Here is a 13,168-nt window from a genome sequence, read left to right on the forward strand (position 1 = left end):
ATCAAGGTACGGTTTCCCTTTTGGGGCTGATCAGCGGGAGGGGACACAGTTCATGGGACTGGTTGCGGAGATTGCGGCGTACCGGGAGGGGAGGGGGGATCCTGGGCGCCTGGTGGGTGAGTTTCGAAGGGCCCTGCTCCCTGCTCCCGCGCGCGGACGGCAGCACCGGTTCCGGTGTCCAGGATGGGCTGATGTCTGCGCTGTCGGGTGGTGTCCGATGGCTGTACGCGTTCACGGACGAGGACTCCCTTGCACGGTTCGTACGGGCGCGTGGTGAGGGGGATCGGGAGTGGCCGTATCTGGTGATGCTCGGCGGCCGGCTGGTGGATGCGGTCGTGCCGCAGTCGGATCGTCCGATGGGGGTCGCGGTCAACGTGGCGGACGGAGACGGGGCGATGCTGTTCCCGCCGGTCTCCGGGATCGTCCCGGATCCGTTCGCCGTGGACCTGGGGCAGGACACCCACAGTGACCGCGGAGTGAGGGTCTGATGGCGGGCGACGGTGACCTCGAGGTCTCGCCGCAGGCGGTCGCGGCGATCCAGACCGGCCTGCGGGCGGCGATATCGGAGTTGCGTGAATCCGGGGACGCGGCAGGTGCCTCGCAGGGCGCGGGCTTCGAGAACCTGTCGATGACGGGGATGGAGACCGGGCACGCAGGGCTGGCAGCGGACTTCGAGGACTTCTGCGAGCGCTGGGAGTGGGGGGTGCGCGCCCTGGTGCAGGACGCGTCGACGCTCGCGGCGAACCTGGGGATCGCGGCAGGGACACTGTGGGAGGAGGACCAGTACATCCAGGGCTCCTTCAAGGTCGCCGTGAACGCCGCATACGGCAACCCATATGCCGGCGAGGACGAGATCGAGAAGAAGAAGTGGGGCGACATCTTCCGCGCGGACGTCTTCAAGCCGGACTACAGCGATGAGTCGTTCGACAAGAGCGACAAGGACATGGAGCAGACCTGGTCGGACACCAAGGACACGGTGACCTCGAACGGCAGGATCGGCTCGTTGAAGGACCTGCTGGACCAGTCCCGCGGGCACGATGGGGGGAACGGATAGATGGGCTGGCGGGATTTCGTTCCGGACTCGGCGGAAGACTGGGTCGAGGATCGTGCCGAGGACGTCGGTGACTTCGTCGAGTGGGGCGGTGACAAGGCTGCCGACTTCGCCGACGACATCGGCGCGCACGATGCGGGCAACTGGGTCCGCGACAAGAGCCGCTCCGCCGCGAACCAGCTCGGCGCGGATGTCGCCGAACTCGAACTCGGCCAGACCGAGGACCCGAAGCGGCTGGTCTACGGCAGTGCTGCCAAGATCCGGGAGCAGGTCGCCCACCTGACCGACTTCAAGGCGGCTTTTGAATCTGTCGGCAACGGCCTGAAGAACCTCACCGAGCCCGACGGGCTCAAGGGAGCGGCAGCCACCGCGTTCCGGGAGTCCGTCGCGAAGGAGCCGCCACGCTGGTTCAAGGCGGCTGACGCTTTTGGCAAGGCTGCCGACGCCATGAACCGGTTCGCAGAGACTGTCGAGTGGGCCCAGGGCAAGGCCAAAGAGGCGCTGGAGGACTACAAAGCGGCGTTGAAGGCCTCCCAGGACGCGTTCGACGCGCACGAGAAGCTCCGCACGACCTACAACGACGCTGTGAGGGCGAAGTCGGAGCACCTGCCGCCGCGGCCGTCGGAGACGTACCCCGACCCCGGGAAGGAGATGGCCAAGGCAGCGCAGGAGAAACTCAACAGCGCCCGGCGACAGCGCAACGAGCAGGCCGAGACCGCCGCGGCGGCCGTCCGTACGGCGCGGGATGCCGCCCCGCCCAAGCCGTCGTACAGCAAGCAGCTCGGCGACGGCCTCGACTACCTCGACCTGGCCTCCACGCACCTGGTCGGCGGTGTGCTCAAGGGCACTGCCGGCATGGCCAACTTCGGCCGCAGCCTGAACCCGTTCGACCCGTACAACCTGACCCACCCGGCCGAGTACCGCACCAACTTGAACTCGACTGCGGCCGGCCTCGTCGTCATGGCCAACGACCCGTGGGGTGCCGGCAAGCAAATGCTCGACGAGTTCATGAAGGACCCTTTCGAGGGTCTCGGCAAGCTCATACCCGAAGTCATCGGCTCCAAGGGCACCGGCGCCGCCAAGAAGCTCACCACCACCGCCAAGCACCTCGACGACGCAGCCTCTGCCACGCGGGCACGCAGACTCGCAGAGGACGGACCGGAGGGGGCCCACAGCACTGCGGACGGCGACCGCACCGTGGGCGGCGACCCGGTGGACCTCGCCACCGGTCGTATGTTCCTGCCACAGACCGATGTCGAGCTGCCCGGCATCCTGCCCCTCGTCTTCACCCGCCGCACGGAATCCGGTTGCACGGTCGGCCGCTTCTTGGGGGCTGCGTGGACGTCCACCGTCGACGAACGCCTGGAGATCGATGCGACCGGTGTCGTGCACATCACTGCCGAAGGCCTGCTGATCACCTACCCGCATCCGGCTCCGGGCCTGCCCACACAGCCGGAGCACCGAAGGGCGCGCACTCTTCTGGCCCGTGATGCCGTCGGCGACTACACGGTCACCGACTCCGACAACGGGGTGGTTCGTCGCTTCACCTCGCCGTCCGGCAGCAAGCCCGGAGACGACGGTCAAGCCTGGCTGACCGAAGTCACCGACCGCAACGGCCACACCATCGCCATCGACCGTGCAGAGGACGGTCTGCCGTCGGCACTGGTGCACTCGGCCGGCCACCACTTGAAGCTGACGGCATCCAACGGCTTGATCACCGCCGTGTCCCTGGCCGGCGCAGGCGAAGCCGATGCCGACTTGCTCCTAATCAACTACGGCTATGAGGAGGGCAACCTCGCCACGGTCACCAAGCCTTCGGGCGCCACCACCACCTTCGTCTACGACGACCGCCGCCGCGTCATCGCCTGGATCGATTCCAACGGCAGCCGCTATGACTACGTCTACGACGACCGCGACCGTGTGGTGGCGGAGGGCGGGGAAGCCGGACACGTCCGCCTCACTCTGGCCTACACCGACCCTGACCCTGCAACGGGCCACCACACCACCACGCTGACCACACCCGACGGACACGCAACACGCCACGTATTCGGCCCCGGCTGCAAGCTCTTGGCCGTGACCGACCCGCTCGGCCACAGCACCCGCTACGCATACGATCCTCGCGGCAACCTGCTGTCCCGCACCGACCCCCTGGGCCACACGACAACCTTTTCGTACGACGAGGACGGTCGGCTCGTCCGTGCCGTGCGCCCTGACGGGAACGAGCTACGCACCGTCCGCGGCATCTTCGGGCTGCCCGTAGAGGTCGTCTCGTCGGACGGCGCGCGCACGCTTCTGCAGTACGACGAACGTGGCAACCTCACAGCAGTCACCGACCCGGCCGGCGCCATCACTCGCTACACGTATGACCACGCCGGCCGCCTCGCGTCAGTCACAGACGCCGAAGGCGCGACGAGCAGCGTCGTGTGCGACGCGGCTGGACTGTCTCTGAAGGTGACCGCTCCGACCGGAGCCGTGACTCTGACGGAACGGGATGTCCTCGGCCGTCCCGTCCGCCTCACCGATCCGGAGGGCGGCGTCACCCGCCTGGAGTGGCACACCGACGGGCAACTCGCCCGGCGTACCGGCCCGGACGGGGCCACGGAGTCGTGGACGTACGACGGCGAGGGCAACCTGCTGACCCGCTCCGACGCGGCGGGCGGGGTCACCCGCTTCGAGTACACCCACTTCGACCTACCGGTCGCCCGCACCGGGCCCGACGGCGCACGCTACGAATTCGAGCATGATGCCGCCCTGCGCCTGACGCGTGTCACGGATCCCCGGGGGCGGGGGTGGACCTACACGTACGACGCCGCTGACAACATCATCGCCGAAACCGACTTCGACGGCCGTACGCTCACCTACCGGATGGACGCCGCAGGCCGGTTGGCGGCCCGCGCGGACGTGCTCGGCGGGACGATCGCTTTCGAACGCGACCAGCTCGGCCAGGTCGTCCGCAAATGCGTCGACGGCCGGGCGACGACCTACGCCTACGACAGGGCCGGACGCCTGCTGGAGGCAGTCGGACCGGACGCGGAGCTTCGCTACCAGTACGACCGTCGCGGACTCACCAAGACCGAGCTGGTCGACGGCCGCCCCATGAGCTACGCCTACGACGTCCTGGGCCGCCGTACAAGCCGAGTCACACCTACGGGACATGTGACCTCATACTCCTACGGTGCGGACGGGCAAGTCCAATCGCTCATCACCGGAGGACGGCGCGTAGGTTTTTCCCACGACAACGCCGGGCGCGAACTGGAGCGTGTCTTCGGCGACACGGTGACCATGACGTCCGCGTGGGACGCAGCCGGCAGGCTCTCGGCACAGCACGTCACCGCCGGGGAGCGCTCCGTCAACCGGCGCGCCTACGCCTACCGTGCCGACGGACGTCTCCTCTCCGTCACGGACGGAATGTCCGGCACACGTACCTTCGACCTCGACCGTGCGGGCCGGGTCACCGCCGTGCACGCCCAGGATTGGACGGAGCGGTACGCGTACGACGACACCGGCAATCAGACGTGGGCGTCTTGGCCGACAGGCCATCCCGGTGGGGAGGCTACTGGGCCGCGCACCTACACCGGCACGGCTCTCGACCGTGCCGGGGACGTCCGCTTCGAGCACGACGCGCTCGGCCGGGTCACCCTCCGCCAGAAGCCTCGGCTCTCCCGTAAGCCGGACACCTGGCGCTACACGTGGGACGCGGAGGACCGCCTCACGGCGGTGACCACCCCGGACGGCGCCCGCTGGAGGTACCACTACGACCCCCTCGGCCGGCGCACCGCGAAACAGCTTCTGGCTGCCGATGGCGAGAGCGTGGCCGAGGAGATCCGGTTCACCTGGGACGGCCTCACCCTGTGCGAGCAAGCCAGCCACCGGCCGGACCGGCCTCACACGGTCACCCTCACCTGGGACCATCTGGGCGACACTCCCCTGTGCCAGACCGAGCGCATCCTCACGGCGGACGACCGCCAGGAGGAGATCGACCGCCGCTTCTTTGCCATCGCCACGGATCTCGTCGGCACGCCCACCGAACTCATCGACGAAGCGGGCGACATCGCATGGCGCAGCCGGGCCACTTTGTGGGGCACCGCCGCTTGGGCCCGCGACAGCGGCGCGTACACCCCCCTGCGCTTCCCTGGTCAGTACTACGACCCCGAGACCGGCGTCCACTACAACGTTTTCCGCCACTACGACCCGGAAACTGCTCGCTATCTCACACTCGACCCGCTGGGACTGGGTCCTGCCCCCAACCCCGCCACGTATGTGGAAAATCCTCACTCCTGGACCGATCCCCTGGGGCTTGCCCCGTGTCCGCGGGGTGCTTGGGAGGAGAAGGCCGACTTCTCCTCCCAGAAGGTCATGAGTAAAAAGTTCCACGCTCATGCGGGGGATTTCCTGGACAACCCCGGAAATCTGAACAAGGCAAACCTGCAGCGGTTCGAACAGGCCATGCGTGAACATATGACAGCCGACGGAACAAAGATTTACCGATTCGACTACAGAGGCCAGGGGCAAGCCGTCGGATTCATCGATACGGCATCCCAGAAGATGGTCATGCTGCACGCCGATGGTACATTCTGGTCTGCCTGGAAGCTGGGCGATAAACAGTTCCAGGGAATCATCGACAAAGGGTTTCTGTGGTGACTGGTTCAGAGTACAAGGCTTCCGATCCGCGGGGCGTCCTCGGCTCGGACGGGGCTTTCGCCCCGAGTTGGCTACGGGACAAGTCCGTGGCACCGCTGCCTGCAGGTGTCCGACTCGATGCGGCGCTGGCTCGTCGGATCACGGCGGGGTGCCGCGCGGTCGGTGCAGCAAACATGCTTGCCTCTCAGCTCGCGGGCGGCCTCACGGAAACGGCAGGTGCGGAGTTCCGGCCGACCGCACCCGCACCCGGATTGGAGGTCCCCCCACCGTTCTTGCTCAGCACACCCGATCTGCAGGGAGCCGTTCTGTTCCCCGAACCGGGCTACGCGTTGATCGCGGGAACCGCGCCGTTCATGGCAGCCGCGGTCGGCGAAGGCGCCGATACGGCACGCGCACGCTTCGGCCGGTATGCGCGCACCCTCGCGGACCGCCACCCCCACCTGCCGGCAGTGGCCGCCGCATATGCGCCTGAGCACAGGGCAGCGTCCCGCACGGATGACATCGACCCGTCGAGTGCTGCGGCGCGACACGTGACGCTACTGGACGCCCTCACCGCCGGAACGTGCAGCGCACGCGACTTCGCAGACGGCTGGTGGGAAGCTCGACGCGCTTCCCTTGCGAACGGCGAACGGATCCAAGGGCCGCTCAGCGATCTCTTCGACCGGGTATTCATGATCCTTGAGGACTACGCTTACGACCCGGAATTCGCCGAGCCCGGAGATCTCGACGATGCCGAGGTCGAGGCAGGTGTGCGTGCGGCCTGGGAGGACTTCCGGCACGAGCAAGCCGACCGGCTCTGAGCGAGCCGCGACGAGAGCGAGGTCACGGGGAGACGGGGCCGCGATCCGCCCGTCGCGCGGACCCGGCCTCGGACCAGGGCCGGGGAAGCACGCGGCAGCAGTGCCAGGAGGTCACCGAGCGCGGCGACATCGCCGGCGCCCGCCTCCGCTCCAGCGCGGGCCCATAGCGGCGGGAACCTCCACCCCCGGTCGTCGAACCGGCGAGGGCGGCGGGGTGGCTGCGGACCACCACATACACACCTCCTCCGTCGGCCGGCGCGCAGCGCTTCGACGGAGGAGTCCAGGAGCAGCGCCGGCCCCGCGAGCACCATCCGGCCGAGGTCGTCGACGCCGAGGGAAAACGGGAACGAACGGCGCATCCAGCGTCCGGACCGCCTCCCGCCCCGCCAGCACCGCAGCCGGGACGTCCAGCACGCTGCGCAGCTCGGCCCACCACTGCTCAGGCCCGGGCCCGTGAAAGGACGCACCAGTACCTCCGGGCAGGCCCCGGGGATAACGCCCGCCGCGCAGGCAACGATCCAGGCTCACCCGACATCCAGGGTTGGAGATCACCCGTGCTCGAACGCAAGCAGCTCAAGGACAGGACCCAGGTCACCTTCGTCCTGCCGGAGGACCGACCCACCGGGCCGGTCAGCGTGGTCGGGGACTTCAACCACTGGAACCCCGCCGCCCACCCCCTCGAACCCCGCGGCGATGGCACCCGCGCAGCCCGCGTCTCGCTTCCTGCGCACAGCAGCCACTCCTTCCGCTGCCTCGCCGCCGGCGACCACTGGTTCGACGACGACACCGCCGATCACCACGACGGCACCAACAGCCGCGTCCACACCTAGAGCTCCCTGCTGCACCCGCAGCGGCCCCGGTTTACCCCGGCCACGGCCGGACAGACGCCCACCACGAGCCGTACAGCACCCGCCCCGGCCCCGGAACAAGGGCCCGGCGGGACACGCCAGGAACACGCGCTGCCCCGGCCACCCGCCGAGTCCCTCCGCACCCCCGCGCCGCTCCGAAGCCCCGGCCACACCGGCCCCGCCGACAGGGCTGCCGGCCTCTTGGCCCCGACCACCTGCCGCCGCCACACGGCCTCGCGGGGGTCAGGACTGCTCGACTTCCGCCATCAGCAGGCGCAAGGTCAGGGAGTACTTCTCCCGCGGGAGCGCATCCAGCGCCGCGCGGGCATACGCGGCACCGCCGGCGGTGTCACCGGCACGGGCGAGCATCAGGCCGCGGTGCGTCTGCAGATGGGTCGCGAACCGCGGCAGCTCGCGGGGCGCTCCGCGGTCGCGGTGTCTGTGACTTCACGCGGTAGATGCCACCTTCCAGCGATTGTTGCCACCGCTGTGACTTGCAGAGCAGGTGCATAGGATCGCCGGCATGACGCTGCGACCTGTCCTGGTGAACATAAAGGCGCTCGATGACTCGGCGGTCGGCCGGTTCTGGGCGGAAGCGCTCGGCTGGACGGTTGCCGGCGAGGAGGCGGGCGCGACCGCCGCCAAACCCGTCGGCTTCGATTGGCTGGACCCGGTCGGCGTATGCATCGACGTCATTGCCGTCCCGGAACCCAGGACGGCGACAAAGAATCGTGTGCACGTCGATCTCGCCACCACCTCTGTGGCCCATCAGGCGGAGTTGGTCGCGCGTCTGAAGGCTCTCGGTGCGACGCCCGCCCGCGTGGGCCAGGGCGATGTGCCGTGGACGGTCCTGGCTGATCCGGAGGGCAACGAGTTCTGCGTGCTGGAGCCTCGGGAGATGTACCGGGACACCGGGCCGATCGCCCGGGTGGTGGTCGACTGCGCGGATCCGCGGGCCATGGCCCGGTTCTGGGACGAGGCGATGGACTGGACCCTGCACGAGGTGACGGACGACCGTGCGGTGTGGCGCTCAGCCAAGGGTGTCGGCCCGTATCTTGAGTTCCTCCGCTCGCCCGACGTGAAGACTGTGCCGGACCGCGTCCATCTTGACCTGGTGCCGGACCCTGGTGACGACAAGGCAGCGGAGGTGGCCCGGCTGCGGGCCCTCGGCGCCGCCGACCTCGACGTCGGCCAGGGCGACGTTCCGTGGACGTGCCTTACCGACCCAGAGGGCCACGAGTTCTGCGTCCTCGCCCGGTCCTGACGCCGAGTCTTGACCACACCCCGACACGTGAACCTCGTGTACTCGTGCGCCGTCACTCCGGGTGGGCGGGCAGTGGCGTCCCGGTCAATCCGGGCGGCGAGAGATTGCGTGTCGGGGCGGGATCGGCTTGCTCGCCGCCCACCGCGCTCAACTCGCCAACGCAAACGCCGACGTCAACGGCGCGAAGTGGGTCTGGCACAAGTTCCGTGAACCGGGCACGCGTTGTATTTGTTGATCTTCCTTCGGGTGGTTCGGGAGTCGCTTGAAATCGTTCCTCGTCCGGGTGGTGCGGCCCAGATTCGGTGGCTGTGAACGAGGTGCTGTCCCGGCTGCAGGAGCCGTTGTTTCCGCGGCCTCCGCCGGGGCCTGCCGGCCAGGGGCCGCAGCGCCGGGGGTGGTGGAGCGGGAACGCGCGGCGGCCGCGGAGACCCGGGGCCGGGAGGGGGCCGGTGTGCCGGGTGGGGTGGTCAGGGAGGTGAGGGTGGCGTCGACGAGGCGGCCGACCAGGGCGGGGCCGGTGGCTTCCTGCCAGGAGGTGTTGGTGGTGAGGCGGTTCAGGTGCTGGGCGACGGTGTCGGTGCCGTGGTGTTCGCCGAGCTGTTGCATGCGGGCCGGTTGCCGAGGTCGAGGTCGAGGTCGCGGGGAACGGTCAGACCCTCGGTCAGCGGGCCCCAGGCCCGCTTCGCATCCGCATTCGCAGGCAGGGACGCGGCGGGGGCGGGCGGGCCCGCAGGGGCGGGTGCCGGAGCGGGGACCGGGCGGGCGGACGCGGCCCACGGGTCACCGGCCGCGCCCATGCGTTCGGCCAGCACGTCCCTCGCGGCGCCGGCCACGGCCCCGGGAGCAGGAGCGGGAGCTGCGGGAGCTGCGGGAGCGGGGGCCGGGATCGGTCGGGTGGGGGCGGTCGGGGCCGCGGTGGGGGCGGTCGGGGCGGTGGCGGCGGCCGCGGTGACTGCGGCGACGGCCTGGTCGACGCCGGCTCCGGCGCGGTGGGCGTCGGTGAGGATCCGGGCGACGTCGATGCCTGCGGCGTCGAGGCGGCCCATCGCGGCGGCGATGTCGGGCCAGGCCGGGGAGGCGAGGATCGCATCGCGGACCAGACCTGAAGGCATCGTCGCCTTGAGGAGCTCGGCCCAGCAGTCGGTGCCCTCGGCCTTAATCCGCGCGGCGTTCGCGGTGACGGCCTGGTGGATCCCGGCGGTCATCCGGCCCATCTGCGGCAGGAACACCGAGAGGTCGACACCGGCCAGCTGCAGACCGACCAGCCGGCGGGCCATCCACAGCCAGTCCGTATCCCGCATCAGCACGGCCAGAACGTCGTCGCCCAGGTGGCCGCGCAGCTGGTCGGCCGACCAGCCCGGCGCCCATCTTCCCCGCGTCCTCGCCGAGTTCCTCCACCCGGCCACTCAGGTGCTTCTGAGCGGCACGGCGGACCGCGTCGGAGATGGCCAGCACCAGGCGGTAGGCCACCGCCGCGGTGTGCGCGGCCTCCCCGAGGGCTCCGGCAAACGGCTCAGGCAGCGGCGGGTATCCGGATGTCATCAGCAACGAAAGGCCCCTTGGGGCCGCCTTTGATGAGGGCGGCCCCAAGGGGCCTGGTCGTGCTGCCGATGGTCAGGTCCGAGGTGTGGGGCGGCGGATCACGGGTCGGTCGACGTGGGGGTGGACCACGGTGGGGTCGAGGTCGGCGAGCGCGGCTGCGATGGTGGAGGCGACGACGACCGACCTCTGTGACGTCCGCCTGCGCACTCCGCCGCGTGTGGAGGGGGCCGGCGCTCCGGGTGACGGCCGTCCGTCGCATGGTTTAGGCGAGGGCTTCTCCGATGCGCCGGGCTACCTCATGATGTCCGAGGTAGCGGGCGATGGAGTGCGGTTCGTCTCCGTTGTCCACCTCGATGTCCTCGATTTCCTTGCTGCCCTTGGGGGGTTTCCCCCAGTTGGGCTTCAGTGGGTGGCCGAGGGCGACGATGTCGTTAACGTCGTAGGTGCTAACCCACTGGGGGACTCCGGGGTGGATCTTCCCCGGAGAGAGTAGGTTCTTCTGTACGGCTTCGAGGCCGAGGGGGGAACCTGCGGTGACCCAGAGCAGGGTGCGGTCGCGCACGTCTTTGTCATCGAGGAGGTCGCGCGCTACCACCGTGCCCAGGCTGTGCGTCACCAGGATGAGATCCCCGTCGGGGATCTCCTTCCTGACGAGGTCCTGGACGGGAGTCCTGGCCTTGGTCAGGTACATCGCTACGTCGCTCAGGAACGCTTTGATGTAGTCCTGGTCGGCCTTGGTGTGGCTGCAAAGCCACACGAGCAATCGCCGCGCGTCGTCCCAGGACAGGATGCCGCTCAGGAGTCCACCCAGTCCTTCCAAGTCCCCTCGGCGTCTTCTCTGCTCGACGACCAGGCTTCGGAGCAGCTCGCGTTCGGCCTTGCCGATGTCCTCTCCAAGATGAGGGTGGAACGGGGCCGGCTCATCGATGCCATCGGGCAGGGCCTCGAAGTCCCCCTTCGCGCTGCTCTGGGCGAGTTGATTGGTGATGCTGGCCAGCAGCTTCGCGTAGTAGGGCAGTACGACGGGAACGGAGTCCGCCGACTTCTGTTTGGCTCTGATCAGACCTGCGGCGAGCCCAGCCCGCCATTCCCGCTCCAGCTCTTCCGGGGTCTTGGTCTCCTGGCGGCGTCCGTGAATGAAGACGAGTGTTGCGCTCATACCTGTTCTCCCGTCAGTGCCTGGCTGATCAACACACGCATGGACTCGGCTACTTCCGCTTCCTTGAGGCGCTGGACGATCCTGCTCACCCGGATGCCTTCGTTTCGGTCGTATGCCTTGGCACCGGGGCCCATCTCTTCAGTCCAGGGTTGGCCTTGCAAGTTGACTTCTCGCCCATCGACGAGCTTGGGGATCCCCTCATGATGCAGCGCCACCATTTCCCACTGGTCGTTGAAAACCGGCGCCCCCGACGAGCCCCCCTGGGTGTCACTGGTGTAGCGCAGCCACAGTTCGTCCTCCGCCACCATGCGGTTTTCGCGGATGCTCATGCGCTTGAGGCCGCCACAAGGGTGGTGGATCACGTTCAGGGGCTCGCCTCTGATGACTTTGCCGGTCTGCTCGATGAGCGGTACCCAACCGTAGATATCGCCCGGACGCTTGCCGTCCACCTTCTTCAGCCCGACGAGGCTGAAGTCCAGCTCCACATCGGTGAACCAGCACACCTCAGGAGCGAAACGGAAGGTTTGATACTCGCGTGGCTTGCCGTTCTCGTCGTACTCGTAGTTGAACTCCACCGCCGCCTCGCTCTGGTGGGCCTCGAAGGGCACCACGTGGTTGTTCGTCAGCAGCAGCTGTGGAGCGATCAGCACTCCTGTGCCGAGCGCTTTGGAAGGCCGTTGCGGAAGGACAACCCGGCCGATCGCGCGGGACACGATCTCGCCCCGGCTGAAAAAAGTAGTCCACACGGAATCATCGAAATCGACGATGCCTTCTTTGACGCCTTCGGCGTCGTGGTGTTTCGCCAGCCGCTTGTTCCGCTGCTTGATTTCGTCCTCGGTGTTCGCCAAATCGAGACGCTTAGCACGGAGAGCCTGGTGAGTGCGTTTGGTCTGGTCAATGGTTTCTGTCCATCGCGAATCCGCATCGCCGCCGACCAATCCTGCTGCTTCCCTCACTATGCGCACCCCTCAGCTGCCGGCCCCGAACGAGACGGAGCGTGATTCGACACCCGCCAGCGTGCGCCCATGTCCTTGGCCCGGACGCCTTCACACGCACAGCAAGCGGGGTCGACCACCAAATGGCGATCAGAGAGGCCCCACATGGCCGAAACCGCCACCCGGCAAGCACTCACCCGAGCGGCGAGAGGGCGTCGCGGGTGGTCACTGGCCAGGTCACGGCCGTCGCCCGGGCACACGTGGGGACAGTTTCGCGGCCGGTCCGACAGGGCCGGTGGGGGTGGTGGTGTAAGGGGGCGGCGTGGCCGGAGAGGATGTGCTTATGACGCGCCCGATGCTGACCCAGCGGGAGGCCGCCGCCGCGGCGTCAGCCGCTCCACGATCCGCCGCCGCCGTGAGGCGGGTGACCTGCCCGGTTCCTTCCAGGACCCCGAGCGCGGCTGGATGGTCCCGGTGGACGACCTCCTGGCAGCGGGTTTCCGACTCAACGCCCCAGCCCCGCCGGACCAGGCCGCCCCGGCCCCGGCCGGTCCAGCGGCTCCGTCCGACGGTAAGGAGCAGGACGCGACCGCCCTGCGGGCGGAGCTGGCTCGGTTGAACGCGGAGCATGCCCTTGCGCTGGCCGAGGCCCGTTTCGGGCAGAAGTTGGCGGAGGCCGAGGCCGAGCACCTGCGCCGCGAGCTCGTGGCGCGGGGTGAGCACATTGCGGACCTGCAGCGGGCGGTGGCGGCCCTGACCCCAGCCCCGGAGCGTCCTGCGCTCGCCCCGCCGGGCGGGCCAGCCGTGCCCGGCCAGGCCCAGGGCGACCCGGGCGAGGTGAATTCCACCCCCGCAAGCGGTGGTGGGGCGGGCAGCCCTGACGCTGTCGACGGCGGCGGGCGGCACCTGCGTTCGGGTGCCGCCCGCC

Annotated in this window: 9 protein-coding genes and 2 pseudogenes; 7 read left to right on the plus strand and 4 right to left on the minus strand. The window is 68.9% G+C overall.

Translation table 11 applies throughout. From position 1 onward, the window contains the following. The first annotated feature begins 191 nt into the window (after positions 1-191). From AVW11_RS28465 to AVW11_RS28485, 5 genes are all read left to right on the plus strand, one after another. A complete protein-coding gene (locus AVW11_RS28465) occupies positions 192-488 on the plus strand; it encodes an SseB family protein (protein ID WP_240528292.1) in 297 nt (98 codons plus the stop codon). Then, a complete protein-coding gene (locus tag AVW11_RS28470; protein WP_076046437.1) occupies positions 488-1,054 on the plus strand; it encodes a hypothetical protein in 567 nt (188 codons plus the stop codon). Before AVW11_RS28465 ends, AVW11_RS28470 begins: the two co-directional genes overlap by 1 nt. Further along, on the plus strand, positions 1,055-5,692 hold the full coding sequence (locus tag AVW11_RS28475; RefSeq protein WP_076046438.1) for a putative T7SS-secreted protein: 4,638 nt from the start codon (positions 1,055-1,057) through the stop codon (positions 5,690-5,692). It abuts the gene before it with no gap. A gap of 173 nt (positions 5,693-5,865) precedes the next feature. After that, positions 5,866-6,492: a hypothetical protein gene (locus AVW11_RS28480; protein ID WP_143568917.1), complete on the plus strand. Its 627-nt coding sequence runs from the start codon at positions 5,866-5,868 to the stop codon at positions 6,490-6,492. A 554-nt stretch (positions 6,493-7,046) separates the two neighbouring features. Beyond that, positions 7,047-7,322: an isoamylase early set domain-containing protein gene (locus AVW11_RS28485; RefSeq protein WP_076046440.1), complete on the plus strand. Its 276-nt coding sequence runs from the start codon at positions 7,047-7,049 to the stop codon at positions 7,320-7,322. Between the two features lie 261 nt (positions 7,323-7,583). On the opposite strand, the pseudogene AVW11_RS28490 reads toward AVW11_RS28485, so the two are convergent. Further along, positions 7,584-7,769, minus strand: a pseudogene (locus AVW11_RS28490) (XRE family transcriptional regulator); the annotation flags it as partial. A 94-nt stretch (positions 7,770-7,863) separates the two neighbouring features. Here AVW11_RS28490 and AVW11_RS28495 point away from each other — a divergent pair. Continuing rightward, complete coding sequence (locus AVW11_RS28495) at positions 7,864-8,604, plus strand: VOC family protein (RefSeq protein ID WP_076046441.1); 741 nt, start codon at positions 7,864-7,866, stop codon at positions 8,602-8,604. Positions 8,605-9,158: 554 nt separating this feature from the next. Here the strand turns inward: AVW11_RS28495 and AVW11_RS37540 are convergent. The 3 genes from AVW11_RS37540 to AVW11_RS28510 all read right to left on the minus strand — a co-directional run bounded on the left by AVW11_RS37540 (position 9,159) and on the right by AVW11_RS28510 (position 12,261). Continuing rightward, positions 9,159-9,911, minus strand: coding sequence for a hypothetical protein (locus AVW11_RS37540; RefSeq protein ID WP_158076167.1), 753 nt, complete (start codon positions 9,909-9,911; stop codon positions 9,159-9,161). Positions 9,912-10,408: 497 nt separating this feature from the next. Continuing rightward, entirely contained in the window at positions 10,409-11,305 is an 897-nt protein-coding gene (locus AVW11_RS28505) for a hypothetical protein (RefSeq protein ID WP_076046443.1), read from the minus strand. Then, the gene (locus AVW11_RS28510) at positions 11,302-12,261 is read right to left on the minus strand and encodes a trypsin-like serine peptidase (protein WP_158076168.1); all 960 of its coding nucleotides are present in this window, start codon (positions 12,259-12,261) and stop codon (positions 11,302-11,304) included. Before AVW11_RS28510 ends, AVW11_RS28505 begins: the two co-directional genes overlap by 4 nt. A 594-nt stretch (positions 12,262-12,855) precedes the next feature. Between AVW11_RS28510 and AVW11_RS28515 the strand changes: the two are divergent. Then, positions 12,856-13,168: pseudogene (locus AVW11_RS28515) on the plus strand (hypothetical protein); the annotation flags it as partial.

The sequence above is a fragment of the Streptomyces amritsarensis genome, from assembly GCF_001953875.1.
In the GTDB taxonomy this organism is placed as follows: Bacteria; Actinomycetota; Actinomycetes; order Streptomycetales; family Streptomycetaceae; genus Streptomyces; species Streptomyces amritsarensis.

Excerpts from the sequence above, each read along its gene's own strand:
- AVW11_RS28475 (WP_076046438.1), top strand. The coding sequence starts at position 1,055 with ATGGGCTGGCGGGATTTCGTTCCGGACTCGGCGGAAGACTGGGTCGAG.
- AVW11_RS28470 (WP_076046437.1), top strand. The coding sequence starts at position 488 with ATGGCGGGCGACGGTGACCTCGAGGTCTCGCCGCAGGCGGTCGCGGCG.
- AVW11_RS28495 (WP_076046441.1), top strand. The coding sequence starts at position 7,864 with ATGACGCTGCGACCTGTCCTGGTGAACATAAAGGCGCTCGATGACTCG.
- AVW11_RS28505 (WP_076046443.1), bottom strand. The coding sequence starts at position 11,305 with ATGAGCGCAACACTCGTCTTCATTCACGGACGCCGCCAGGAGACCAAG.
- AVW11_RS28465 (WP_240528292.1), top strand. The coding sequence starts at position 192 with ATGTCTGCGCTGTCGGGTGGTGTCCGATGGCTGTACGCGTTCACGGAC.
- AVW11_RS28480 (WP_143568917.1), top strand. The coding sequence starts at position 5,866 with ATGCTTGCCTCTCAGCTCGCGGGCGGCCTCACGGAAACGGCAGGTGCG.